Raw genomic sequence first — 22,544 nt, forward strand, 5'->3', positions numbered from 1 at the left:
TGATTGTAAATTGACAACCAGGGCGATGCGGCGCCATCATCATCATGGCTGCAGAAGTAATAAATAATGTGGGTGAGAAGATTAGTAGAGAAGAGAATATTTGAAGGAAATCTCGCGTGGAGGGCCGGCGAAAGCAGCTGATAGCAGAATATGCGCTTAGTATGCGCTTATTTGATTCCTCACTTCCACGATATTTAATTCGTCGATACTTCGCAGTGCCGCCTTCGATCTGGTCAAGCCTTTCTAAGGCTGCCTCTCGATACTATGTAGTTGCGGTCGTCTTCTTGTTCGCCGGCTGTAGCGCACCCCTCGGCGTTCACAGGCTTACACTCATCGAGAGCTATAAGCAGCTCAATCGAAGCGCGCTATCCGGCACCACGTTGAGTGACTCCACCTTGATTGTGCTCCGGCGGCGGGGCCTGCTGAAGGCATGGAATACCGATCCAGCCGCCACCATCGCCCGCCTCCGCGCCGAGGTCGTGGGTCAGCCCGGTCGTTGGGCGGACCTCTTCGCATTGGCTGAGCTGAGCTATTTTGAAGGCGAAGCGCATGGGTCACGTGACGAGTTTCTCGCTGCGGCCCTCTACGCTTACGCATATCTTGCCCCCGGTGCGGCGGAGGCTGATCAACCGAGCCCGTATGACGAACGCTTCCGTCAGGCTTGTGACATCTACAATCTCGGCCTCACTGCGGCCTTCGGCCCGGCCGACAAACGCCCTGTCCAAATCATTCCGCAGCGCCGAACCCTGCCTTTTGGCGCGATCGATGTGGCGGTAGACCAAAAACAGCTTCAGTGGCACGGTCACGAACTGGCGAGCTTCGTGCCGACGGCGACCCTGGCCGTTTCCGGGCTGCAGAACATCTACCGTGACCCCGGCCTCGGGGAGCCCATGGCGGCTCTTCCGAAAGGCGGTGCGATTTCGTCCAAAGGTTTCCAGGTTGCTCCTCGGCTGCGGATTCCGACCAATATGATGTTGGTCCTCGATGATCCCCGCCGCCAAATCGCGCAGTCAGAGCTGCAGGGACGACTGGTCGTCAGCACCATTCTCGACCAGCCTGATGTCCAACTTGGACAAGAGACGGTTCCCCTGGAATACGACCAGACCGCCGCCCGCGCGGTCAGCATGGTGGAGGCGGCGGCGTGGCAAAAGGAATATAGCGGTTTCCTGAATGGGCGACTGTTCGAGCGGGCGCCGACACAGCTCGTGGCAATCGAGCCGCATGAGTTCGGCCGCATGCCCGTCATCCTGATACACGGTACCGCCTCCAGCCCATTCCGCTGGACAGATATGGTCAACGATCTGCTCGAGGTTCCGGCGATCCGCGACCATTTCGAGTTCTGGCTGTTCTCCTATGCGAGTGGCAATCCGATCCCCTATTCGGCAATTCAGCTCAGAGCATCGATCCAGCAGGCGCTAGCCCAGCTCGGCGGCGTTCAGGCGGATCCGGCGCTTGGTCGAATCACCCTCATTGGCCATAGCCAGGGTGGTTTGCTCGCGAAGATGCTGGTCATCAACCCGGGCGACGATCTATGGAACCGTATTTCAAAGAGACCGCTGTCGTCACTTAAGCTCACTCCCAAATCGCGTAAGCTTCTGCGGGAAACGCTGTTCCCGAAGCCGGTGCCCGAAATACAGCGCGTAATTTTCATCGCTACACCGCAGCGCGGAAGCTATGTCGCGGCATTCTCCATCACCCATCTCATCGGTCGGTTGGTGACGCTTCCCTTGGCCGTCTCCGAGGCCAGCAAGGAACTGGTCACTGGAAACGGTGCAAATGTCATCCTAGGTCAGAGCGTTCTGAGACTCGGCAGTGTCTACGGCATGTCGCCGAACAGCCCATTTATCAGGTCTCTGTCAGCGATTCCCGTCGCGCCCGGGGTCCACGTGCATTCGATCATTCCAGTCGCGACCTCCGGCCCTCTCGCCGAGGGAAGCGATGGAGTTGTCCGGTATTCCAGCGCCCATATCGCAGGCGTGGATTCTGAACTCGTGGTTCACTCGAGCCACTCGACCCAATCCAACCCGGCCACAATCGCCGAGGTTCAGCGCATTTTGTTGCTACAACTGGCGGCCTCGCCGGCCTCGGTCGCCGCGGCGCCCTGATCGGGTGCGAAGGGTGAAAGGCCATGATCGGCCAAGAAACTTCGGTTCGCGTTTGGCGCGTGGCGCTTCCCGATGCGTGATGGTTGCCACCGCGCTGTTCGGTGCTGGCGCATTCTATTACTCGACGATTGAGCCTGATTGGCTGCGAGTGATGCTGGCCGCCCTATTCGTCGTCGTGATCGGCTTAACGCTTCTGATGCGGCCGCTCAGATTCGGTTTGATGGCGTGGGGGACTGCGACACTCGCCCTAGCGATCTGGTATGCTGACGACCGGCCGCTGAACATCCGGGACTGGGCACCAGAATACGCCGTTCTCGCTACTGCGTCCCGCGACGGGCGGACAGTTCACGTCAACCACGTTCGTGATTTTCGGTATCGTTCGGAGAGCGACTACACACCGTCCTACTATGACGCCGCTTATGCGCTGGATGACCTGAAAACCGTTGACCTCGTCACCTCCTATTGGGGCGGTGACGCCATAGCACATGTCTTTCTGAGTTTTGGTTTCAAAGACGGTCGTCATCTCGCCTTTTCCATTGAGACGCGACGACAAAAGCGGTTCGCATATTCGACGATCGCGGGTTTCTTCCATCATTTCGAGCTGTTCTATGTGGTGGCGGATGAGCGTGACCTAATCGGGGTCCGCACCGACATCCGGCACGAAAGGGTCTATCTCTACCGCCTGAACATCTCTTCCGATTCCCGAGAGCGGCTGTTCCTGAGCTATATCGCCCAGGTGCAGAAGCTGGCTGTCGAGCCTGAGTGGTACAATACGATCACCGACAACTGCACCACCGGCATATTAGCGCGTGCTGACGCGACCACACGGGTGCGATACGATTGGCGTATCCTGCTGAGCGGTTACGCAGCCCAGCTTGCCTACGCCCACGGGCTGCTGAACGACCAGCCCAGCTTCCCGGTCCTGCGGCAGGAGAGCCTGATTCGACGACCCCGAGCCTCCTCAATCGACGACCGCTACTCCGAGGAAATTCGGTCAAATTTGCCTCTGGCTGACGCCAAGCCATGACAGCCACCCGCGAGCATGTCATTGAGGTTCGTGTTGGAGCGGTCCGCGAAAGGCGTCCGATGACGGGCCGGAGAACACAGTGCTGAACGAGCAGCGGGCGCTGCCAAAATTGGAGCCGGAGAAGTAGATGTCCGCAGCGGAAACAATGAACGCGCACGCTCCTGGGATGAAAACGATTCCAGGCGGTTCGTTCGTCATGGGGTCCGACCGGCATTACCCCGAAGAGGCTCCGGCCCATCGGGCGCGCGTCGAGAGCTTTCTGATGGACAGCCACCTTGTTACGAACCGGCTGTTTGGCGCGTTCGTCATGGCTACGAAATATGTGACTGTCGCCGAGCGTCCCCTCGATCCTGAGGCTTTTCCGGATATCCCCAAATCTCGGCTTGCGCCCGGCTCGCTGGTTTTCCACAAGCCCAAACAGCCTGTTCCGACAACAGACACCCGCAAGTGGTGGAGTTGGAAGGCCGGAGCCTATTGGCGTCATCCCGAGGGTCGTGGCAGTTCGGTCGCCGCGCGCTTGGATCATCCCGTGGTTCATATCGCTTTCGAGGATGCCGAGGCCTACGCGGCCTGGGCAGGAAAATCGCTCCCGACCGAAGCGGAATGGGAGTTCGCGGCCCGCGGTGGCTTGGAGGGCGCTGAGTTCGTATGGGGCGACGAGTTCGCTCCTGATGGTCGCCCGATGGCGAATACCTGGCAGGGGATTTTCCCCTCGGAAAATCTCCTTCTCGATGGATTTGAAGGAACCTCGCCCGTGGGTGCCTTTTCCGCAAACGGTTACGGTCTCTTCGACATGGCTGGGAACGTTTGGGAATGGACCGTTGACTGGTATTCGGATCGGCATACCGAGGACGCCGCGAAGCCGTGTTGCGTCCCGCTCAACCCGCGAGGCGGCAGCGCGGAAGCGAGTCTCGACAAGCGTCAACCGAGTGTTGCCGTTCCGCGCAAAGTCGTGAAGGGTGGTTCTTTTCTCTGCGCACCGAACTACTGTCGGCGCTACCGGCCCGCCGCGCGTCACGCACAAATGATTGATAGCGGCATGAGTCATGTCGGTTTCCGCTGTATTTCTAGGTAAATGAGATTTTGGAAGGAACTGCCACTATGGCCGAAGAAAAAAAAGAACCGGGCCTCCTTAATCGCAGGGCAGTGTTATTGGCGGGGAGCTCGATTGTCGCGGCCAACGCGCTGTTGCCTGCCGCTCAAGCCCAGACAACAGCAGCATCTTCTTCGACCGGCGCGGTGGGAAGTGGCGGCGGAAAGAAACCCAATATCGTCGTCATCTACGGAGATGACATCGGGATTACCAATTTGAGTTGCTATTCCTTCGGGATGATGGGTTACAAAACGCCGAACATTGACCGTATTGCCAATGAAGGTCTGAAATTCACTGACTACTACAGCGAGCAGAGCTGCACAGCCGGGCGGTCAGCCTTTATCACTGGCCAGAGTGTGTTTCGAACAGGCCTCTCCAAGGTCGGCATCCCTGGCTCGAACATTGGTCTCAGCACGAAGGACCCGACGATCGCCGAACTGCTGAAGCCCCTTGGCTACTCGACCGGGCAGTTCGGGAAAAATCATCTCGGCGACAAGGATGAGTTTCTGCCGACGAATCACGGCTTCGATGAGTTCTACGGCAATCTCTATCACCTGAATGCGGAGGAAGATCCGGAGCAGCCGGACTATCCGAAAGATCCGGCATTCCGTCGGCGCTTCGGTCCGCGAGGTGTCATTCATTCCTTCGCTGATGGCCGTATCGAGGATACGGGACCGCTGACGAGGAAGCGCATGGAAACGATCGATGACGACATCGCGGCGCGATCCGCGGATTTTATCGACCGCCAAGTCAAGGCCAATAAGCCGTTCTTCATGTGGGTGTGCTTCACCCATATGCATCTTCGCACACATGCGAAGCCGTCGAGCGCTGGCCAAGCAGGCCCGGACCAAAGTATCTACCATGACGTGATGATCGATCATGACAAGAACGTGGGCACGGTGCTGGACAAGATCGACGCGCTTGGAATCGGCAACGATACCATCGTCGTTTACTCCACCGACAACGGACCGCACGCGAATTCTTGGCCGGATGCGGCGACTACACCTTTCCGAAGCGAGAAAGACACAAACTGGGAGGGCGCCTTTCGCGTTCCCGCCGTTGTGCGTTGGCCCGGGAAGATCAAACCGGGCAGCGTGTCCATCGATATCTTCCATGCGATGGACTGGATGCCGACGTTCCTGGCTGCCGCAGGTGAGTCAGACATCAAGGACAAGCTGCTCGCAGGTTATACGATTGGCGACCGAAGCTATAAGGTTCATCTCGATGGCTACAATCAGCTGCCATATCTCACTGGGCAGGCCGCGCAGAGCGCCAGGAGCGAATTTTTCTACTTCTCGGATGACGGAGACCTTATGTGCCTGCGAACCGGCAACTGGAAGTTCGTCTTCGCTGAACAGCGGTCACCGGGTACTTTGGAGGTCTGGGCTGAGCCGCTGACGATGTTACGCATTCCCAAGATCTTCAATCTACGCACCGACCCCTTTGAGCGAGCGGACGTGGACTCCAATACCTATTGGGACTGGTATTTGGATCATGCGTTCTTCATTATGGAGGCGCAGGACCTCACGGCCAAGTTTATTGCCAGTTTCAAAGATTACCCGCCAAGGCAGAAGGCTGCATCATTCTCGATCGACCAGATCCTGGCGAATATGCAATCGGCGTCGTCCGACTGAGTTGCTCCTTTTAATAGCTAGGAGCGCCAGTCATCACTGACACCCTCTCGCCGCGAGATGCCATTGCGGAGCTGCAACAGCGCGTCCACCGCGATGTCATTGGTCAGCGGCGTATGGTGGCTCGGCTGGTGATGGCGCTCCTCGCAAATGGCAACGTGCTTATCGAGGGGCTGCCTGGACTGGCGAAGACGCGCGCCGTGAAAAGTCTCGCTCGTGCTTTGGAGTCCGATTTCTCCAGGGTGCAGTTTACACCTGATCTTCTGCCGTCAGACGTGACGGGTGGAGAAATCTACCGCGACGAGGGTGGTCACGGCAGCTTCGAGTTCCGCAAGGGACCGATCTTCGGGAATCTGATTCTGGCCGACGAGATCAATCGGGCCCCCGCGAAAGTGCAGTCTGCCCTGTTGGAGGCGATGGAGGAGCGGCAGGTCACCGTCGGGGGCACGCGGCACAAATTGCCGGACCTGTTCATGGTTCTCGCGACGCAGAATCCTATTGAGCAGGAAGGCACATACCCGTTGCCGGAAGCGCAGATGGACCGCTTTCTCATGCATATCAAGGTCGGCTATCCGAGCGCTCTGGAAGAGGTCGAAGTGATGCGGTTGGTCCGGGGCGAAACTGCCCATGCGGCAAAGGCGCCCGAGATTCCCTTGGCTCAAAGCTATGTCTTCGCGGCACGGACGAAAATCGCTGCCATCAAGTCGTCCGAGATTATCGAGAATTACATCGTGGCGCTTATCCGGGCGACGAGGACGCCAAAGGATTTCGGTGAGAAACTGCCGCGCTGGATCGCCCTGGGCGCGAGTCCGCGCGGATCCCTGGCGCTCGATCAATGCTCCCGCGTTTCTGCCTGGCTGGACGGTCGGGATTATGTCATTCCGGAAGATGTGCAAGCCGTTGTGCCGGAATGTCTGCGCCACCGATTGTCCTTGAGTTACGACGCGACGGCCGATGGTGTGACCGCTGATATCGTCATCGAGGAACTGCTCCGCCAAGTGGCCGTCGCGGTCTGACAGATGCAACCCGATTGCGCAGGCGTCTATCTTACGCTGCGTGACATGGTTCGCTTGCGGGGGCAGGCGAGCGGCTTCAGTCTTCTCCCTCGGCAACCTCCGGGCAGTGTGCTCGTCGGCCGCCATGCCTCGGCCCTGCGCGGACGCGGCCTGAACTTCGAGGAACTGCGAAGCTACCAGGACGGCGACGACGTCCGCATGATCGATTGGTTAGCCACCGCCCGCCAGCGCTCGCCGCGTATTCGTGTCTATACCGAGGAGCGGGACCGTGCGGTGATTCTGATTGTTGATCAGCGTCGCTCGATGTTTTTCGGCAGTCAGCTTGCGATGAAATCCGTGGTGGCGGCGACAGCAGCGGCACTGGCAGCCTGGCGCGTGCATGCGGTCGGTGACCGGATCTCGGCGGTCGTCTTCAACGATGAAACGGCAGTCCTCGTCCCGCCACTGCGAGGGCTGGCCGCGGTCGAGCGTGTCCTGGGTGAAATCGCTCGCAAGAATGGTGAACTCGACGCGCGGGGCGGGCAGAATAATCCGGCTATGCTCAACGAAGCTTTGAGCAAGGTGGCTAGGATCGCCAAGCATGATTGCCTGGTCGTGATTTTGTCCGATGCCTATGGGGCCGGCGAGGAAACAAGAAAACTCGTGAGCGACATGAGCGTTCACAACGATGTCGTTGCCGCCTTCATCTATGATCCGGTTGAGGAAAACCTCCCGGAGATCGGGGAGGTCGTTCTCGCTGAGGGCGATTTGCGGCTCGGAGTGGATACCAGGTCGGGGCGCTTGCGCGAGCGCTACGCGCGGAACTTTGCCGAGCGGCGCGAGAGGGTAGCGGCCTTCGGCAGACACCGCGCTATCCCGATCTTGCCGCTCCGGACTGACCGTGACGTTGCAAGCCAGATCCGCGCCGCGCTTGCGCCTGGCATTCGGAAATGAGGAACGATCTAGCCAGCCTAAGTAATCTTCGAGACCTTGCGCTGCCGCAGCCGGTTGCGTGGTGGCCGGTGCAACCCGGTTGGTGGATCATCTTCGCAGGGTTGCTGGGGATGGCCGCTTTCGGCGGCTTCAAAGGACTGCGGGCCTACCGTGCCGATGCCTATAGACGGATGGCGTTAGTAGAACTCAAGGAATTGCGGCGTCGCCCGCCGGGCGCCCTGGCGCCCGTTCTTGCAGCACTCATCAAGCGAACGGCTTTGGCGGCCTTCCCACGCGATCAAGTCGCAGCCCTAACCGGCGACGAGTGGCTTAAGTTCCTTGATCGAACCAGCCGCCGCAATGTCTTTTCCGGTGACACCGGCTCGGCTCTCCTGCGCGCCAGTGTAGATCCCAAGCGTGTGCTTTCGGAGGACGAAGCCAAGCAGGCATTTGCGGCGGCCGGTTATTGGATCCGCCGACATCGGTGCGGTCGAATGCCATGATCGTTTTCGCGGATCCGTGGCTCGGACTCGTGCTGCCACTTCCGCTGTTGGTGTGGTGGCTCGTGCCGCCCCGCGCCGAAGCCCAGGCGGGCGTGAGAGTTCCCTTCCTCCGCTCCGTGGCAGCCCTCAGCGGACAAACACCTCGCGCCACTGGCGTCATTGCGCGACGCGGCTTTTGGGGGATGTCTCTTCTCGTGCTTTGCTGGGCATTGGTCTTGATCGCGCTCATGCGCCCCCAGCGGATTGAGCCGCCGCTGCGACATGATCAGCCCACCCGGGACCTGCTGCTCCTCGTCGACCTTTCGGCGTCGATGGATACGAAGGATTTCACAAATGCCGCCGGGCAAACCGTGGATCGGGTCACTGCGGTCAAAGAGGTCCTCAAAGAGTTTCTCGGCAAACGGCAAGGGGATCGTGTTGGTATCGTGGTTTTCGGGACCACGCCTTTCCCGCTTGTGCCATTTACCTCAGACCTCACTCTTGTGCGCGAGCTGTTGGACGAGATGCAGGCGGGTATGGCCGGGCCGCGCACCGCATTGGGCGATGCGATAGGTCTCGGCATCGGGCTCTTCGCGAAGAGTTCCATGAAGCACAAGACGATGGTCGCTTTGACCGATGGCAATGACACGGCAAGCCACGTGCTGCCGGGTGATGCGGCGCGTATCGCGCGGGATCGCGGCATCACAATCCACACCGTCGCGATTGGAGATCCGCTTGCCATCGGCGAAGACATGCTCGACGAACCTGTACTTCAGGATGTGGCGCAAGCGACGGGAGGCGGTTTCTACCGAGCCTTGGATCGCAAGCAACTCGATCAGATCTACACGCGGCTCGATCAGGTCGAAACGCACGAGGTCGAGACGGTTTTGGCTCGGCCTCGCGTTGACCTCTACTGGTGGCCTTTGGCGGCCTTGCTGATCGTCACCCTAGTTGGCCAAGGGGCGCGCCTCATTCCCTGGTCCAATTTGCGTATGGCGCGCGCGGCGGCATGAGCGGCGCTATTGTCTTTTTCGAAGCGTTCCACTTCCTACGCCCCTTCTGGCTGGTAACCCTACTGCCTGCGCTGGGGGTGTGGTGGTCCTTTCGTCATCGCGCCGACGGAATCCAAGCTTGGCGCCGCGTCATCGCACCGGAGCTGCTGGTTCACCTCATCGCGCCTGGCACGAAGAAAGTCTGGTTGCGACCAATCGATGTGCTGCTGATTACCTGGCTTGTCGGCATCGTCGCCGTGGCGGGACCGGCCTGGACGCTCGCGCCGCCGCCTTTCGCGGAAGACTCCCCGCCGGTCATGATCGTGCTGAAGGTGACGCCTTCGATGTCGAATCACGATCTTCCTCCGAACCGTCTGGAAAGGGCGCAGGAAAAGATTGCCGACTTGCTGAGGCTTCAGCCGAGCCAAGCAGCTGGTTTAATTGCCTATGCGGGTTCGTCTCATCTCGTCTTGCCGCCCACGCATGACGCCAGCATCGTGGTTAGCATGGCGCAGGCACTGGCGCCCGATATCATGCCTAAACCGGGTGACAATCTCGCCGGCGCCATCGAACTCGCGAGCAAGGTTCTAGCCGATGGCGAAAACGGTGGCTCCATCCTGGTTTTGGCCGATGACGTGGCGCCAGGACAGATCGCGAAGCTGCAAGCGTCCGAGCAGGGCAGGGTGCCAGTCAGCTTGCTGGCTATGGTGCCGCGAAACCAGGAAACCGGTCCCGCGCTTCGCCTCGCGGCTCGCGCGATGAAGGCGCGCCTGATGGTGGCGACGGTTGATGCCTCGGATGTGGCGGCGATCGGCAAAAGACTCGCGACGACGGGCTATATCGTCTCTCGACCAAGGGAAGCGCGGCGGTGGCGCGATATGGGATGGTATCTTGTGCCGCTGCTGGCAATCGTCGTGCTGCTTTGGTTCCGGCGCGGTTGGGTCGTGGCAGGATGAGACGGGAGTTTCGCATTTGGGCGCCGCGACATGCGCCGCTTATGATTGTTGCCGCGACCATCATTGTTCTGCTGACGGCAATGCCCTTTGCCGGAGAATGGCGGGACTTGTGGGCCACACCGGACCAATGGGGCGCCTGGCGGCTGACGCGGGGCGAGAATGCCGCCGCGGCCGGCGCATTCCTCGATCCGGTTTGGCGCGGAGTTGCCCTCATGCGCGCCGGGCGGTTTCAGCAAGCCGCCGATAGTTTCGCGCAGTCTGACAGCGCGACGGCTCGCTATGATCGTGGCAACGCTTTGGTGATGCTAGGCCAGTATCCGGATGCTGTCGCCGAATACGACAAGGCCCTGGCGCTTCGCCCCGGCTGGCCGGATGCCTCGGCAAACCGGCACCTGGCCCAGCTACGCGCGGAGAGCTTTGCTAAGCTGCAAGGCGAGCCGGCGGATGAAGCGCACGCGCCCACGGACGAGGCTTACCGCTCTAACCGCAAGCGGGAAGCGCAAGAGAAGTCCGACGCTGTCGCGGCAGACGCCATGAGCGATGATGCAATTCGTTTCCTCTGGCTGCGCCGCGTGGAGACGAAGCCGGGTGATTTTCTGCGAGCGCGGTTCGGCTATCAATTGGCGCATTCTGCGCCGGAAGCTGCGCCATGAGGGGGCCGAGGCTTCTCCTCTTCCTGACCCTCGCCCTGACACCCTTGGCCGCGGTTGCACAGGATCGCATTCTGGTGCGCACGGAACTCGATCCGAGGGCCGTCGTTGTCGGCCAGCAAGCGCGGCTGTTAGTGGATGTCTATTTCCTGAACGACATGCCCCACCCGCCAAGGGTCGGGGTTCCGGCCATGGGGGGCGCCCAGGTTTTCCGCTTCGAGAGTCAGGCCACGACGGTGAGCCGACAGATTGGCGGAAGCAGTTATGTCGGCCAAAGATTCGAGTTTGACGTTTATCCTCGTCGGGCAGGGATTTTAACCGTTCCTCCGGTGGCAGTGACGCTGCTGGGCCAGGGTGGCGCGACGACGGGCACCGTGATCGGTTCCGGTCAGCAGCTTTTGGCCAAACTACCGGCGGGGTTCGACGCGTCTCAGCCTGTCATCGCCTCCCCGGAGGTGACGCTGCGGCAGCGCTGGAGTTCTTCCGCAACGAAGGGCCGGATCGGCGATGCCGTGACCCGCACAGTCACCCGCACCGCTGCAGCGGTGCCGGGCTCATCCTTCGGTGACATCCTCGCCCCGGTGCCGCAAGGAGTAATGGCTTACCTCGATCCGCCCATTATCGACGACCGGATCGAGCGCGGCGAGGTTACCGGTATTCGCACAGACCGCGTGACCTACGTCTTCCAGCAGTCCGGGAACCAGGCTCTACCCGGCATTTCCCAGAAGTGGTGGAATGTCGACGACGGTCGTGCGGAAACGCTCGAACGTCCGGGCTTGTCCGTAGCGATTTTGGAGGGAGAGCCTGCGCCAAGCCCCAAGGGTGGCCGAGCGCTGGGACCAAAGACGATCCTGGTTCTTGCTATCGCGCTATGTCTGGCGCTTCTGGAACTGGTCATTGTCCTGTGGCGCTTCAGGCGGGCAAAATTGCTGTCGGACCCCTCACGCAGTGAAGAAGGAGCCTTCCGGCAGCTCCGAAAGCAATGCCGTCTCGGCAAAGCTCTGGAGGCTTATAGGGCTTGGAGGATTTGGAGAGACTACCGACCAGCTTCTGACATGAACGCCGCCATCCGCTCAAGTGTCACAGAGCTTGAAAGCGCGGTCTTTGGACACACTGTTTGGACACGCTCGGCGGCAATGCGGCTGGAATTTGCTGTGCATGACGTGAGGATTAGTCGCGGGGCGCGAGGAAGGCGATTGCCCGGGCGGCGCAGATTGCCAAGCCTCAATCCGATTGAGGGCAAAGAAGCCATTTGAAACGGATCCGGGGGCAGGGACGGAGTTTTACGACCTCGGATTCCGACGATTCAGATTGCGTGACGAGTGCTGGGTAACTCCGATTCAGAGACTGGAGACTTAGCCATGACGAATTACAATTGGGGCCGACGGCTTTACCGCGTTATCCCGCCAGCCAATCCGAAATTCATCACCCTCGATGGGAGGATGATCGATGGGAGCGCTGGTTATGCCGATGTCTCCGTCGCCGACGTCTTCCAATTGACCTCACATGGTTGGATGAAGGTCATGGAATCCGGGCCGACCTCCGCGCGGCCTCAACCTGGCCCGGCCTGTGATATTCCCGGATTCATTGTTATCGTCACTGTGGGACAGCCCTATTACGATACGACGCTGGGGCGAGCGGTGTATTGGAACGCCGCAAAGTTCGCCTGGGTTGACGAAACAAACAATGTTGTCTGAACGCGCATATTGCGCGAAACCTGGCGATAATGTCGGACATAAGACCGAGTTGCTGCTAGCTTCGAGTGTCAGCGGGCCGGGGCACCTAATCCAATCGAACGATGCGTTGGACGACATTATCGCCCAGCTTAGTCTTCGATGATCGGGTCAGCAGCAACACCTAACGTGGCTCCCATACTTTTGGATTGAAGACCCCCGCTGGCGCCGCCAGAGAGCAGAGGGGCGTCTTTTCCTGTTCATCACCGTAGTCGCGCTTAAGCCGATCAACGTGCGCTTTGCGGGAGCAATTGCTCGAGCCGGCCGACGAAGGAGACAGAATGACAGCCAACCACAAGCCTCAGCACGACTATGTCATAGAGGCCATCAACGACCTTCTCGCCGACGAAGAGGCAGAGGTTTTGGCACCGGCTCAAAACCACCACCGCGGCGCGCGCCAAACGCCGCTCTATTCCGACGGACAGCTAGCGCTGCCGCGCTCCGGCTTCCCCGCCGAGTTCTCCCCCACAGAGACGGGGAGAGTGATCTCAATCCGCGAGGCCCCGCGCCAGGGGCGCCGCTAGTCGCGGTCAGACCTGCGGCTGGACGCGCGAGACGTCTTCGAGCGTGCCACGCGTTTCGATGCGAAATATCCAGGTGACGACGGCACCGGCCAGCGACGAGATGATCAGCAGGACCAGCAACATCTGCGTTCCGATGCCCTTGAGGAGAAAGGGAAAGAGGAAAGCCGTTGCGACGGCGCCGATCTTGGCGAAGGACGCGGCAAAACCCGCGCCATAACCGCGGATATGCGTGGGGAACACCTCGCCGGCGAGCAGATAGGTCTGCGCGTTCGGACCCATATTGGTCATGAAGTTGAACAGCATGAAGCCGGCGAAAAGCAGCGTCATCTGGGCGGTGCCGGCCATATCCTGCGACAAGGCGGCCAATCCCAAACCGACGGCGCAGCCGATAAATCCGATGATCTGCAGGCGAATACGTCCGGCGCGTTCGACGAGGAGAATCGCCACCAGCACGCCAACGACCAGCAGAACGTCGAGGAGTGCCGTACCTTTCGCGGAAAGCTGGACTTTCGTGACAAGGCCGCTGACGGACTGAGCGGTTCCCGCGCTTCCAATGGTCGCGGCAAGGATCACGGGCGTAAAAATTCCGATGCCGTAGGTCGAAAGGTCCTGCAGGAACCAAGGAAGAGACGCGAGAAAAGTCGCACGGCGATGCGGCGCATTGTCGAACAATACCGAAAGACCACGCGCCGGCTCGATTCGTTTTCCCTCCCCTTCGTGGTGATGAGGGTCAATGAGTTCGACGAGCTTGGGGTATTGCGGCTCGCGCCTGAGCAGTTTGTGGGTCTCGGTCGCGGCCTCGGCCATGCGGCCGCGCGACACCAGCCAATGTGCACTGTCGCAAACGAAGAAGCGCCCGATGACCACGAGAATGGCGGGGAGAATGGCGGCGGCGAACATATACCGCCAGGCGTCTACTGCAGGGTAGATGGACAGGATGAGAACGCCGAGCCCGGCGCCGCAAATGGCGCCGACGGCCTGGAACGCGAAAGCGCCGAGAACGAGGCCGCCCCGGCCACGGCTCGGGACGCTTTCTGAAATAACGACATGAGCGGTCGGGTAGTCGCAACCGAGCGCCATGCCTATTCCGAAGAGGCATATCGCAAGCCAAATGAAGCTCTGAGCGAAGGTCAATGCGATCAGGAAAACAGCAAAGATCGCCATCTCCGCGATGAACATCCGTTTCCGGCCGAACACATCCGCGAGGCCGCCGAGGAGCGTCGCCCCGATCAGGATGCCAAAAAGCGCGGCCGCGGTGACCACGCTGTTTTGCGCGGCGCCTAAGCCAAAAGACCGGTCGATGAGCGGCAGCGCCACGCCCGTCATGAATACGACCAGCCCCTCGAAGAACTTGCCCGCAATGGCCAAGCTCCAGATGCGCCACTGCATCCTGGTCATCGGCAGCTTTGTGAGCTGCGTGCCGTCGGACCAAATGGGAATTTCGTCGATGTATTGTTGCACGGTCTTGCCCGCGACGATCTTGCCCGCCTGGGTTCTCGTCGGCTTCGCGCTGATTTCGTTCATCGTGAACCTTTTAGGCTGAAAACATCTGGGACCTCATGTTACGCCGGACGCTTGCCGCGGCCCGCGACAGAACGGTGAAATTTAATCCGGCCGTCCCGGCGTCGGGGCGGATTTCGGCTTTGACCAACTAACGCCGCCGTGCGACCATCCTTTGAGAATGCGTATTCGGGCGTCTGCCGCGCACTTGGCGGCAGCGCTGCGAGGTGTTGCGGTCGCGGAGGGATCAATGCCCTACGAGTATCCAGCGCAAGCCGGTACCGTTCGAATTGTTATGCGAAAACGATACTGGGTTTTCGAGTTCTCAGGCGCGCATTGCGGCCACTGGCGTACAGCCGATGAGGCTGCCGCGAGCGTCGCCCGCCATCGCACGGGAAGCGCGAAATGGGACCGGGAGCCCGAGGAGGTGCCGGACGACCTTCTTGATTGGAGACCTCTCGGCGAGTCCATCTGAACAGAGTCCAGATACCGCCGATCGCGGTTCTAGAACATCTTCATTCGCCGAAGAACGAAAAGTAGGCCGATAACAGAAAAGACCATGACGCCGATCGTGCATAGGAAGCCGAAGGGCGTGTGCGTGAACGGCAAACCATCGACATTCATACCGAAAATGCCAGAGATCAAGGTCGGCGGAAGCAAGACAGCCGAGATGATGGAGAGCAGCATGAGGCGCTTGTTCGTCATTTCGGTCTGCCGCGAATTCAACTCGTCCTGCAACGCTCGAGCTCGCTCTTGCAAGGCGACGAGGTCGGCACAAACACTGTCCACCCGGTGAGCAACCTGAGCGCTATCCTCCGCCGCATCCTCGGTGAACCAATCCGGACGTTCGGCGAGCAGGCTGTGAAGCATGAAGCGGAGCGGCGTGGCCTGGCGATGGAGCTGCACGGCTTTACGTCGGACCGAACCCAGAGACTCGAAATCGCCGCTGTCGCGCTCATCCAGCAGGCCGTCCTCGACCTCGTCCAATTGGCCCACCATGCGTACCGATACCGCCCCCAGGGCGCCGGCAAAGCTGTGGATGATGCCGTTGAAGAGATGCAGTACATCGGGGAAGCGTCGACCCGACAGAATGGCATTGTGCAATTCCGCCATGGTCTGCAGGGGGCTCCGTCGGGCGGAGATGAAAGCGTGGGGTGCCATGCAGAAGCGCCAGGATAACATGCGCCGAGGGTCGAGTTCATCCGCGCGCTCGAAGTCCATGACGACGCCGGCAATGACTTGACCGTAGGTTTCCATTCTCTGCCGGTCGTCGACGCCGAGTAGCAACTCGCGTGCCTCATCGGGAATATGCGCAAGATTTGCGAGAGCCTTGCGGGCGCGGCCGTCGATCAGATCGAAGTGTAGCCAGACCCAGCTTTCCTGGCGTTCCAACTCAAGCATTGCGGCGGCGCCGTCCAGTGGATCGGCGCGGCCATCATCATTGAAACGGTAGCCCCAGACTAGCCCGTCCACCGGCGGCAACAGGGGAGCGGCGGTTACGCTGGCCAATGTGCTTACCCCCGGCATACCGACCTCTCCATTCCACCCGGCACGGCATCCCCCCGGACATGGACACTCCGATATGCGCCTTTGTCATGTTCGGCTTCGCCAGGCAATGCGACGCACTATGCGGTGCCTGCCCGTCGCGACGCCGCCGACGACGGAGGTTTCCCGGAAGCAGAGACAATTTGTAACCAAAAGGAGTTCCAGCGGCGCGGGATCCGCCGCGCACATCGCCGCCGCGCAGGGCGGTTATGCTGAGGTCACCGCCAGCGAGCCTGCAGCTTAGCGACGATATGGAATATATTGACGAGGTGAGGGTAAAAATATGCAATCACCGAAGAGACTGATTATCTGCGGCTTAGCAGCGCTTGTTGTGGCCTCTCCCGTCGCCGCCATGGCGCAGATTGAGAATTCCTACAAGCCGCTGGTGACGAGCCCGCCAGGGCCACAAGACCCGGCGCATTTCAACATGGGCAATCCAGGAGCGCCAGCCATCACACCGCCGGCGTTTTCCAACAGTAACCAGTCGGCTCCGCCCATTAATGGCGGCTCGTTGACGACGGCGCCGTCGCCGCCGCCCATGCCGTTTCCGCCCCCCGGCACCCCTGGCGGCTTCCAGAGCGCGGCGCCGAAATAGCGGCTCCTCCGCGCCAGGGGCGGGGCACCGGCATCCTGGGTGCCTTACCGGCTCACTGTACTTGGGTCCCCTCTGGCCTGGGTGCGGGATCGAGCCCTCTGCTCTTGAGGAAGTCGTACAACTCGAGCGCCAAAACCTGGGCGCTTGTCGTCGGCAGCACAATGCGACCGACCACGACGCGCTTATTCGGGATCCCCTCATCGTCCCAGGATGCCCTGAGGGACGACAAGGTCAGGGTCACATTGCCATGGGCGAGGGTGAAGCCACTCACCTCGGTGGCGTAGAGTTCCACCCCATGCAGGTCGTCGACGATGACTGGCCGGTGTCTCTCATCTGCCATTGCGCGCTCCTTCACACTACCCGGTAGAGGGTGTCGTGTTATGGAAGCCCTAGCAAGCTTGCGCGAGACCTGGTCGCCTGACCCGGAAGGCAAAGGGCCCAACGGCGCGGACAACCGTCGCGGAAAGCGTTCGTCAGCCGAGGCTGGGCCTTGAAGCGTGCGAATACGTCGTGTGCGGAGACGGTTGCCGATCCCGGGAAGAAGCCGGAGTGGCGATGGATGGCGTCAGTGACGTGGATTCCCCGCGAGGGCTTGGCGCCGAGGGGGTTGATCGATCAGCCGGGCGTCTGTCTTCGATGACCTCGGAGGGCTCGGGCTCCCTGAACAAATAGGTTTGAGCGGGCGGCAGAGCTTTGGGGTCGACATGCTGGACCAGGCTTAGCGAGCTTTCCTCGAGCGAAATCGCAGGCCGCTGAGTCTTCATCCAGCTCTGAATGAGAGAGCACAAATCCTGAGCCTGCTGAGCATCTATTCCCAGGTATAGCGGCAGAGCGAGCGCCTCGTCTTGTCGTTTTGGCCAAAGCGTCAAAACGAACCGTCTTGGTCCTGGGATGGTTGTCAACCGGTCAGCTTTCTTCACGACGCCCGTTCCCGTTCGAATGAGGCGATCCCGTGACGGATTTGGGGTCGGGTCGCCTAAACTTACCTGAACCTACGCCGGCTCTTCGCGGTTCGCTGCTCGGCTCTTGTAATTACGAAACGATCTCAAACGACGGATCGTCATGCTACTCGTGGCTTAGTCAGCGAACTCAGCCTACCTCTGGGGTTCAGCGCTTCGATTGCCGGGCAATCGTTGCCGGCGACGGCGCGGGCTACCGGAATCGAACCGGTGTCGTTGGTCGAGATGACCGCCGCAGGACCACTTTGCCAAACCCGCTTAGCCGCCGATGGAAGGTCTGCCGCCCTTTCTGGCCTACAGGAGAGCTGCGTCGTGCGCTCACCTGCCCCTCGCACCTAGCGGATCTCGGGGGAGAAAGAAATCAGACTTGGGGATCTCATACTAACGACTCACCCACCTACCCACCTCATCAATCAAACGGGGCGATTGTCGCGCCGGAAAGGCAGAGCCGCCGCAAAGACGATAGGTTGCCAAAGCTGATACAAAACCGGTGCGCTGCTGCTAGATCGCGCGCAACCTTACGCCTCTGTTGAAAATGTCGTTCCTATCAGTTCGTCTGCGGATCGCATATTGTGCGGAGCGCGGACCTCAACACAAAATGAGGTCGGTCAAGTTGACACAGGAGGGTCTTTGAACGTGCAAATATTCCGGACGACGCGTAGCCGTGTCGCAATCCCTTTGTTTGCTGGGTTAATTGCGGCTGCGATTTCTGGGCAAGAGGCTAGCGCACAGCCTGCCACGGGTTCAGGCGCGGGCATGTTCGGGATAGGAAAACAGACTTGCTCGACGGCGTTGCAAAGTCACTATGCGGCTCTATCGGTCGGCTGGGCGCTTGGCTATTTCAGTGCAATCAATGTCGTCAACGCCAGAAACCACGCGGTCGGTCGAAGCGTCGGCGACAAAGGTATTCTGGAACGAGTGAAACAGGAATGCGAAACGAATTCCTCCGAAGCTTTCGCTCTCGCCATATCAAAGGTCTACGACCAGCTTGAGAAGGCGGGGCAGTAGGCGCAAAACTACCGCGGGTACCAGCGATGGCGGCGAGCCTCCATCGCGGAAGGCAGCCGCCGAAGCTGATCGGCGCGAGACGGCGCTGGCTGGCGCTGATGAGGTCGCCACAGCACACATCCCGGCCCGTCAAACCGGCAACCGATGCTTAGTAACGATAGCCGTAGCCATAGCCGTGGTGGTGCCAGTGATGGTGCCAATCGTGCCAGTGGGCGCGCCAGTAATAGTGGTGCGGATAATGGCGCCAGTAGACCTTCTCTATCGCCGCATTGGAATGCGGTGCGGCGGCCTCGATCGCCTCGCCATTCGGGGAAAGGAGGGCAGCGGTCGCAGGCTTTGCTTGAACTGTGACAGCAAGCAGGCCGCCGATAGCCAGTGCCGCAAGGAGACGCATAACGGTTTCCTCTCAATGTGGAAATACGAATGTCGTCTCAAGATATGGCCACAAAACTCTCAATCAGCGGCGAAAACATGGCTGGCTTACTCTTTGTCTTCACGAAATCTGGCGCGGGCGGCGACGATTGCGCCGCTACAGGAAATTTACTGACCGCGAGGAATATCGATATCTGAGATACCTATGGCACGGTCGTCGCCTGAGCACCGCTTGTGGCGGCGCGTTAAAGTATTTGCAGTCGATCGCTTTCATCGAAGAGGTAGACTTCTTCGAATTTGAACGCGAGAGTCGAGCGTGGACGCGCGATATGCGGCTCAAACGTGAAGAGGGGCACGCTGTCCAACCGCTCACCGCATTTGGCATCCATGAAGGCCCGCCGTCGCACATCACCGCCGATGCTGTGGCCGAAATTCCCTAGGAAATCGAGGTTTTCATAACCGCGCCGGGCAAGTTCATCGGCGATGATACTGTGCAATTCGCGAAACGTCATCATTGGCTTCGCCGTCTCGCGCAACAATGCGTGCAGTGCGGCCTCTGTTGCCATGCCCTCCGCCTGCTCGGCGCCGGCCGCTTGCGCGTCCACCAGCTCGCCGTTTCGCAGGAAATAGCTGCGTGCACAATCGCCCCAGTAGCCATCGACCTCGGGGGCGAGGTCGATCGTAACCATGTCATCGGCACGAAGTGGCACGTCGCGGGGAAGGTAGACATCCCCTTCGACCGATGCGTGTAGCGCGTCCCCCGCAAGAATATACGCCGGCGTGCCGTACCACCAATAAGCGGTGGCGCCTGCCTCATCCATCAGCTTGCGGCAGGCCGCGCCCAGGCTCGCCTCTGTCGCGCCAGGCCGGATCTGGGCACGAATTGCCTTAAGGACGTCACGCGCCAAAGCCTGGGACCGCTTGTAGGCAGCGAGGTCAGCAGCTGAAAGCATCATCCTACGTCCACATCGTTGCTCACGGCGCTTTCGGCAGATCGGCGGGGATATAGGCATTGCTATAGTAGGTGGCGGCCGGCTTCACCTCAGGAATTTGACCAATGCCCTTGATGGCCTCGGCAAGGTCGACCCATTGCTTGTCGTCCTGAACAAAGTAACCTTGCGGGCCCGCGAGGCCAGACAGTGTCTCCTTCCAGCCAATCACTGCGTAGTTTGTGCTGCCGGAGGCGGGATACGCTTTCTGGAACAGTGCTGCCGCTTCCTCAGGATGCTGCGTGCTCCATACTGTGGCTTCCGCCGTCGCGGCGAGGAAGGCGCGGGCGGCATCCGCGTTCTTTTCCAGCCAGGCCGGGCTCGCCGTGTAGGCCCAAACCGGAATATTGGGCACACCGATGGCATCACCGCAGGCGAGCGTCGGCTGCTTGTGGATATTATCCTGAATCTCAGCGACGCCGTAAGAAGCAACGTTGGTTGCGACATCGAGCTTCTTCGACAGCAGAAGCGGAATATCGTCATCCTGGACGATGATCTGGTGCACGTCATTCTCGCTAAGACCTGCTTTGCGAAGCACGAATCCCATCATCACGCGCGTCCAAGAATCAGTGAAGATGCCGATCGATTTGCCACGCAGCGCCGATATCTCTACGGGTTCGCCGGGTCGCCCTATGAGGCACCATGTATTATGCTGAACGAAATTCGCGATCGAGATGACGGGCACGCCCTGATTGGCGGCGAAGATGAGGTCGGTCGTCGCCTCGAAGCCGATATCGGCTTTGCCAGTCGCCAGCATTCGCGCGGTCGTTTGCGCATCAGGCGGGAACAATGCCTCCACCTTCAGCCCATGCTTCTCATAGAAGCCCTTCTGCATCCCCACAGCCACGGGAACCATCCCGAAATCGGGTACGGGCCAGTCGTAGACGAAGCGGAGGGTCGTCACTGTCGCGGCTTCCGCGGTTCCTCGAATGAAGCTGGCAAGCGCGAGGGCCGCAACACCTAGGCAAAAGAAGAGCGCTCTCGGCTTCATCTGTCTCTCCCGTTCTTCTCGATCCAGAACCGAAGGTTACAGATCGGCCAACGTGGCGCAAGCCGTTACGTGGTTGCGGATCGCGGCCAGAGTGTTGAGCCGGTTATCCAGCCTTTGACCCTGCGCGATCGCGATGGTCAGGCAATTTTACTCAACTCATCCAAATTCACCTGTCCGTTCTGGCTGGTGAACGACAATGAACGTTCAGCGCTATCCTGCTGCGATACGCCGCTGATGCGATGATCTCCACTGTCATAGGTCGCGAGTTCGCCGGCTTGCTCGATCAGAAGGCGTTGCTTTTGCGGGAAGAAGGCATAGCGCATGCCGTTCTGCGATCCACTGGCCGAGGGTTGGCCGAGAGCTTCTGGCCACCACGTCTCGCCGCCCGCCATGGGCTTCATCGGCTTCATAGGTTCCATCGCCGGCTTCTCCTCTAACGCGTGAAAGCGGTGACCGCCGTAGATTTGGGGCCGCCCGTCAATTTGTAGTGGTGGGCAACGCACCAACCCGTGAACACCCCGGAGGTGGGCAGGACTTCACTTCTTTCGTGAAGAGACGGTTCGCCTTGAGGCTTTCACCCCATGCACTCTAAGCTGGTTCGCTGACCGAACGGGCGGCTTCCCCACAACAGAAGAAGGGTTTTTCAATGGCAGAGAAGTTGGTTGACGTGTTGAAACAGGATGTGACGGTTCTCCATACGTTTCCAGTCACAATTGGGGACGCCGAGAGCGAAGTTGCGGACACCGATTTTCAAGCAAAGGCCACTCAGGCTGCGGCTCACGCGCAGTTGGTTCCCGAGTGTGACTTCGGAGAGCTTACGACCCGGATGCATGTAAGCCGGGGCGGACCTTTGAAGCCTTATGGTGACGACCGCGACTTGCTGATCGAAACCAAGCAGAGTCTTGAGCAGGGGGTTCGCGAGCACGCTTACCTTCTATGGGAGCAGGACGGTTCCCCCGCAGGGCGCGCGGACGACTACTGGCACCAGGCGTATGAACAGCACATTCGCGAGCGCGCCTATGTTCTGTGGCGGCAGGAAGGCTGCCCGCAAGGACGAGCGGAGGAATACTGGCACCGGACACTGAATTTCGAACGAGATTGATATGCCTCCGGGACGGACGGTCGCCGGTTGTCGTTCCGGTACGAGTTGATAGGGGCATCTCCCGATGCGGAAAGTTGCAGTGTCTGTGCATCCAATCTTGTGCCTCCCGAGTAGCTGATGGCGATGTGAGCCGGAAGAAGTATTTCGGAGTGAGCACCCCCTAGGGTACTCACTCCTTCTTCGGTTGCTCCGGCGATTTGCCCGCGCTCCGATTGGCGAAGTGGGGCGTGTCCAGCAAACACCATCAAGCATTGTCGAGATTTTCGCCGCCCCCGCAAAATCTCACCGCACGACTGCATCCAACTTTGTGACTCATTGCGACTATGTGTGCGGCCGACGTGGTCGCGACAGTGAAGGAATTT

At 60.0% G+C, this 22,544-nt stretch carries 23 protein-coding genes and 1 tRNA gene; 16 read left to right on the forward strand and 8 right to left on the reverse strand.

Annotation, left to right across the window (positions count from 1 at the left end):
- Positions 1–380: 380 nt before the first annotated feature.
- From GSQ83_RS15060 to GSQ83_RS15120, 13 genes are all read left to right on the forward strand, one after another.
- Positions 381–2,105 carry a triacylglycerol lipase gene (locus GSQ83_RS15060; protein WP_254065704.1) on the forward strand — a complete coding sequence of 575 codons (1,725 nt, stop codon included), beginning with the start codon at positions 381–383 and terminating at the stop codon, positions 2,103–2,105.
- A 79-nt stretch (positions 2,106–2,184) separates the two neighbouring features.
- Positions 2,185–3,132 (forward strand): DUF4105 domain-containing protein, encoded by a 948-nt coding sequence (locus GSQ83_RS15065; protein ID WP_158803737.1) that lies wholly within the window; start codon positions 2,185–2,187, stop codon positions 3,130–3,132.
- Between the two features lie 166 nt (positions 3,133–3,298).
- Positions 3,299–4,207 carry a formylglycine-generating enzyme family protein gene (locus tag GSQ83_RS15070; RefSeq protein ID WP_158803679.1) on the forward strand — a complete coding sequence of 303 codons (909 nt, stop codon included), beginning with the start codon at positions 3,299–3,301 and terminating at the stop codon, positions 4,205–4,207.
- A 26-nt stretch (positions 4,208–4,233) separates the two neighbouring features.
- The gene (locus GSQ83_RS15075) at positions 4,234–5,859 is read left to right on the forward strand and encodes an arylsulfatase (RefSeq protein WP_158803680.1); all 1,626 of its coding nucleotides are present in this window, start codon (positions 4,234–4,236) and stop codon (positions 5,857–5,859) included.
- A 32-nt stretch (positions 5,860–5,891) separates the two neighbouring features.
- On the forward strand, positions 5,892–6,872 hold the full coding sequence (locus GSQ83_RS15080; RefSeq protein WP_371418028.1) for an AAA family ATPase: 981 nt from the start codon (positions 5,892–5,894) through the stop codon (positions 6,870–6,872).
- A gap of 3 nt (positions 6,873–6,875) precedes the next feature.
- Entirely contained in the window at positions 6,876–7,805 is a 930-nt protein-coding gene (locus GSQ83_RS15085; protein ID WP_158803682.1) for a DUF58 domain-containing protein, read from the forward strand.
- The gene (locus GSQ83_RS15090; protein WP_158803683.1) at positions 7,802–8,287 is read left to right on the forward strand and encodes a DUF4381 domain-containing protein; all 486 of its coding nucleotides are present in this window, start codon (positions 7,802–7,804) and stop codon (positions 8,285–8,287) included. Before GSQ83_RS15085 ends, GSQ83_RS15090 begins: the two co-directional genes overlap by 4 nt.
- Positions 8,284–9,279 (forward strand): VWA domain-containing protein, encoded by a 996-nt coding sequence (locus tag GSQ83_RS15095; RefSeq protein WP_158803684.1) that lies wholly within the window; start codon positions 8,284–8,286, stop codon positions 9,277–9,279. Before GSQ83_RS15090 ends, GSQ83_RS15095 begins: the two co-directional genes overlap by 4 nt.
- Positions 9,276–10,214, forward strand: a complete 939-nt coding sequence (locus GSQ83_RS15100; protein ID WP_216850209.1) for a VWA domain-containing protein — start codon at positions 9,276–9,278, stop codon at positions 10,212–10,214. The genes GSQ83_RS15095 and GSQ83_RS15100 overlap by 4 nt, the downstream gene beginning before the upstream one ends.
- A 41-nt stretch (positions 10,215–10,255) precedes the next feature.
- Positions 10,256–10,867 (forward strand): tetratricopeptide repeat protein, encoded by a 612-nt coding sequence (locus GSQ83_RS15105; protein WP_254065705.1) that lies wholly within the window; start codon positions 10,256–10,258, stop codon positions 10,865–10,867.
- The gene (locus GSQ83_RS15110; RefSeq protein WP_158803686.1) at positions 10,864–12,120 is read left to right on the forward strand and encodes a BatD family protein; all 1,257 of its coding nucleotides are present in this window, start codon (positions 10,864–10,866) and stop codon (positions 12,118–12,120) included. The genes GSQ83_RS15105 and GSQ83_RS15110 overlap by 4 nt, the downstream gene beginning before the upstream one ends.
- A 105-nt stretch (positions 12,121–12,225) precedes the next feature.
- Complete coding sequence (locus GSQ83_RS15115; RefSeq protein ID WP_158803687.1) at positions 12,226–12,561, forward strand: hypothetical protein; 336 nt, start codon at positions 12,226–12,228, stop codon at positions 12,559–12,561.
- A gap of 317 nt (positions 12,562–12,878) precedes the next feature.
- The gene (locus tag GSQ83_RS15120) at positions 12,879–13,121 is read left to right on the forward strand and encodes a hypothetical protein (RefSeq protein WP_158803688.1); all 243 of its coding nucleotides are present in this window, start codon (positions 12,879–12,881) and stop codon (positions 13,119–13,121) included.
- Positions 13,122–13,127: 6 nt separating this feature from the next.
- On the opposite strand, the gene GSQ83_RS15125 is transcribed toward GSQ83_RS15120, so the two are convergent.
- Positions 13,128–14,645, reverse strand: a complete 1,518-nt coding sequence (locus GSQ83_RS15125) for an MFS transporter (RefSeq protein ID WP_216850211.1) — start codon at positions 14,643–14,645, stop codon at positions 13,128–13,130.
- Positions 14,646–15,125: 480 nt separating this feature from the next.
- Positions 15,126–16,148 (reverse strand): CorA family divalent cation transporter, encoded by a 1,023-nt coding sequence (locus tag GSQ83_RS15130; protein ID WP_158803689.1) that lies wholly within the window; start codon positions 16,146–16,148, stop codon positions 15,126–15,128.
- 301 nt (positions 16,149–16,449) lie between these two features.
- Between GSQ83_RS15130 and GSQ83_RS15135 the strand changes: the two genes are divergently transcribed.
- Positions 16,450–16,761, forward strand: a complete 312-nt coding sequence (locus GSQ83_RS15135; RefSeq protein WP_158803690.1) for a hypothetical protein — start codon at positions 16,450–16,452, stop codon at positions 16,759–16,761.
- A gap of 52 nt (positions 16,762–16,813) precedes the next feature.
- Here GSQ83_RS15135 and GSQ83_RS15140 read toward each other — a convergent pair whose 3' ends face one another.
- Complete coding sequence (locus tag GSQ83_RS15140; RefSeq protein WP_158803691.1) at positions 16,814–17,101, reverse strand: hypothetical protein; 288 nt, start codon at positions 17,099–17,101, stop codon at positions 16,814–16,816.
- Between the two features lie 806 nt (positions 17,102–17,907).
- A tRNA-OTHER gene (locus tag GSQ83_RS15145) sits at positions 17,908–17,978 on the reverse strand.
- Between the two features lie 372 nt (positions 17,979–18,350).
- On the opposite strand from GSQ83_RS15145, the gene GSQ83_RS15150 reads away from it, so the two are divergent.
- On the forward strand, positions 18,351–18,728 hold the full coding sequence (locus tag GSQ83_RS15150) for a hypothetical protein (RefSeq protein WP_158803692.1): 378 nt from the start codon (positions 18,351–18,353) through the stop codon (positions 18,726–18,728).
- A 148-nt stretch (positions 18,729–18,876) separates the two neighbouring features.
- Here the strand turns inward: GSQ83_RS15150 and GSQ83_RS15155 are convergent, their stop codons facing one another.
- The 4 genes from GSQ83_RS15155 to GSQ83_RS15170 form a co-directional block, all read right to left on the reverse strand.
- On the reverse strand, positions 18,877–19,122 hold the full coding sequence (locus GSQ83_RS15155) for a hypothetical protein (RefSeq protein ID WP_158803693.1): 246 nt from the start codon (positions 19,120–19,122) through the stop codon (positions 18,877–18,879).
- Between the two features lie 223 nt (positions 19,123–19,345).
- Positions 19,346–20,056: a M24 family metallopeptidase gene (locus tag GSQ83_RS15160; RefSeq protein WP_158803694.1), complete on the reverse strand. Its 711-nt coding sequence runs from the start codon at positions 20,054–20,056 to the stop codon at positions 19,346–19,348.
- A gap of 19 nt (positions 20,057–20,075) precedes the next feature.
- The gene (locus GSQ83_RS15165) at positions 20,076–21,080 is read right to left on the reverse strand and encodes an ABC transporter substrate-binding protein (RefSeq protein WP_158803695.1); all 1,005 of its coding nucleotides are present in this window, start codon (positions 21,078–21,080) and stop codon (positions 20,076–20,078) included.
- 137 nt (positions 21,081–21,217) lie between these two features.
- Positions 21,218–21,490: a hypothetical protein gene (locus GSQ83_RS15170; protein ID WP_254065706.1), complete on the reverse strand. Its 273-nt coding sequence runs from the start codon at positions 21,488–21,490 to the stop codon at positions 21,218–21,220.
- 236 nt (positions 21,491–21,726) lie between these two features.
- On the opposite strand from GSQ83_RS15170, the gene GSQ83_RS15175 reads away from it, so the two are divergent.
- A complete protein-coding gene (locus tag GSQ83_RS15175) occupies positions 21,727–22,182 on the forward strand; it encodes a DUF2934 domain-containing protein (protein ID WP_158803697.1) in 456 nt (151 codons plus the stop codon).
- The last annotated feature ends 362 nt before the right edge of the window (positions 22,183–22,544 follow it).

The organism is Acidisoma sp. L85 (genome assembly GCF_009765865.1).
GTDB lineage: Bacteria > Pseudomonadota > Alphaproteobacteria > Acetobacterales > Acetobacteraceae > Acidisoma.

What these genes read in the sequence shown, in the direction of transcription:
- GSQ83_RS15140 (WP_158803691.1), bottom strand. Translation starts at nt 17,101, where the DNA reads ATGGCAGATGAGAGACACCGGCCAGTCATCGTCGACGACCTGCATGGG.
- GSQ83_RS15165 (WP_158803695.1), bottom strand. Translation starts at nt 21,080, where the DNA reads ATGAAGCCGAGAGCGCTCTTCTTTTGCCTAGGTGTTGCGGCCCTCGCG.
- GSQ83_RS15090 (WP_158803683.1), top strand. Translation starts at nt 7,802, where the DNA reads ATGAGGAACGATCTAGCCAGCCTAAGTAATCTTCGAGACCTTGCGCTG.
- GSQ83_RS15125 (WP_216850211.1), bottom strand. Translation starts at nt 14,645, where the DNA reads ATGAACGAAATCAGCGCGAAGCCGACGAGAACCCAGGCGGGCAAGATC.
- GSQ83_RS15105 (WP_254065705.1), top strand. Translation starts at nt 10,256, where the DNA reads ATGATTGTTGCCGCGACCATCATTGTTCTGCTGACGGCAATGCCCTTT.
- GSQ83_RS15100 (WP_216850209.1), top strand. Translation starts at nt 9,276, where the DNA reads ATGAGCGGCGCTATTGTCTTTTTCGAAGCGTTCCACTTCCTACGCCCC.
- GSQ83_RS15110 (WP_158803686.1), top strand. Translation starts at nt 10,864, where the DNA reads ATGAGGGGGCCGAGGCTTCTCCTCTTCCTGACCCTCGCCCTGACACCC.
- GSQ83_RS15070 (WP_158803679.1), top strand. Translation starts at nt 3,299, where the DNA reads ATGAAAACGATTCCAGGCGGTTCGTTCGTCATGGGGTCCGACCGGCAT.
- GSQ83_RS15115 (WP_158803687.1), top strand. Translation starts at nt 12,226, where the DNA reads ATGACGAATTACAATTGGGGCCGACGGCTTTACCGCGTTATCCCGCCA.
- GSQ83_RS15065 (WP_158803737.1), top strand. Translation starts at nt 2,185, where the DNA reads ATGGTTGCCACCGCGCTGTTCGGTGCTGGCGCATTCTATTACTCGACG.
- GSQ83_RS15170 (WP_254065706.1), bottom strand. Translation starts at nt 21,490, where the DNA reads ATGAAGCCGATGAAGCCCATGGCGGGCGGCGAGACGTGGTGGCCAGAA.
- GSQ83_RS15120 (WP_158803688.1), top strand. Translation starts at nt 12,879, where the DNA reads ATGACAGCCAACCACAAGCCTCAGCACGACTATGTCATAGAGGCCATC.
- GSQ83_RS15075 (WP_158803680.1), top strand. Translation starts at nt 4,234, where the DNA reads ATGGCCGAAGAAAAAAAAGAACCGGGCCTCCTTAATCGCAGGGCAGTG.
- GSQ83_RS15085 (WP_158803682.1), top strand. Translation starts at nt 6,876, where the DNA reads ATGCAACCCGATTGCGCAGGCGTCTATCTTACGCTGCGTGACATGGTT.
- GSQ83_RS15095 (WP_158803684.1), top strand. Translation starts at nt 8,284, where the DNA reads ATGATCGTTTTCGCGGATCCGTGGCTCGGACTCGTGCTGCCACTTCCG.
- GSQ83_RS15130 (WP_158803689.1), bottom strand. Translation starts at nt 16,148, where the DNA reads ATGCCGGGGGTAAGCACATTGGCCAGCGTAACCGCCGCTCCCCTGTTG.
- GSQ83_RS15135 (WP_158803690.1), top strand. Translation starts at nt 16,450, where the DNA reads ATGCAATCACCGAAGAGACTGATTATCTGCGGCTTAGCAGCGCTTGTT.
- GSQ83_RS15175 (WP_158803697.1), top strand. Translation starts at nt 21,727, where the DNA reads ATGGCAGAGAAGTTGGTTGACGTGTTGAAACAGGATGTGACGGTTCTC.
- GSQ83_RS15160 (WP_158803694.1), bottom strand. Translation starts at nt 20,056, where the DNA reads ATGATGCTTTCAGCTGCTGACCTCGCTGCCTACAAGCGGTCCCAGGCT.
- GSQ83_RS15155 (WP_158803693.1), bottom strand. Translation starts at nt 19,122, where the DNA reads ATGCGTCTCCTTGCGGCACTGGCTATCGGCGGCCTGCTTGCTGTCACA.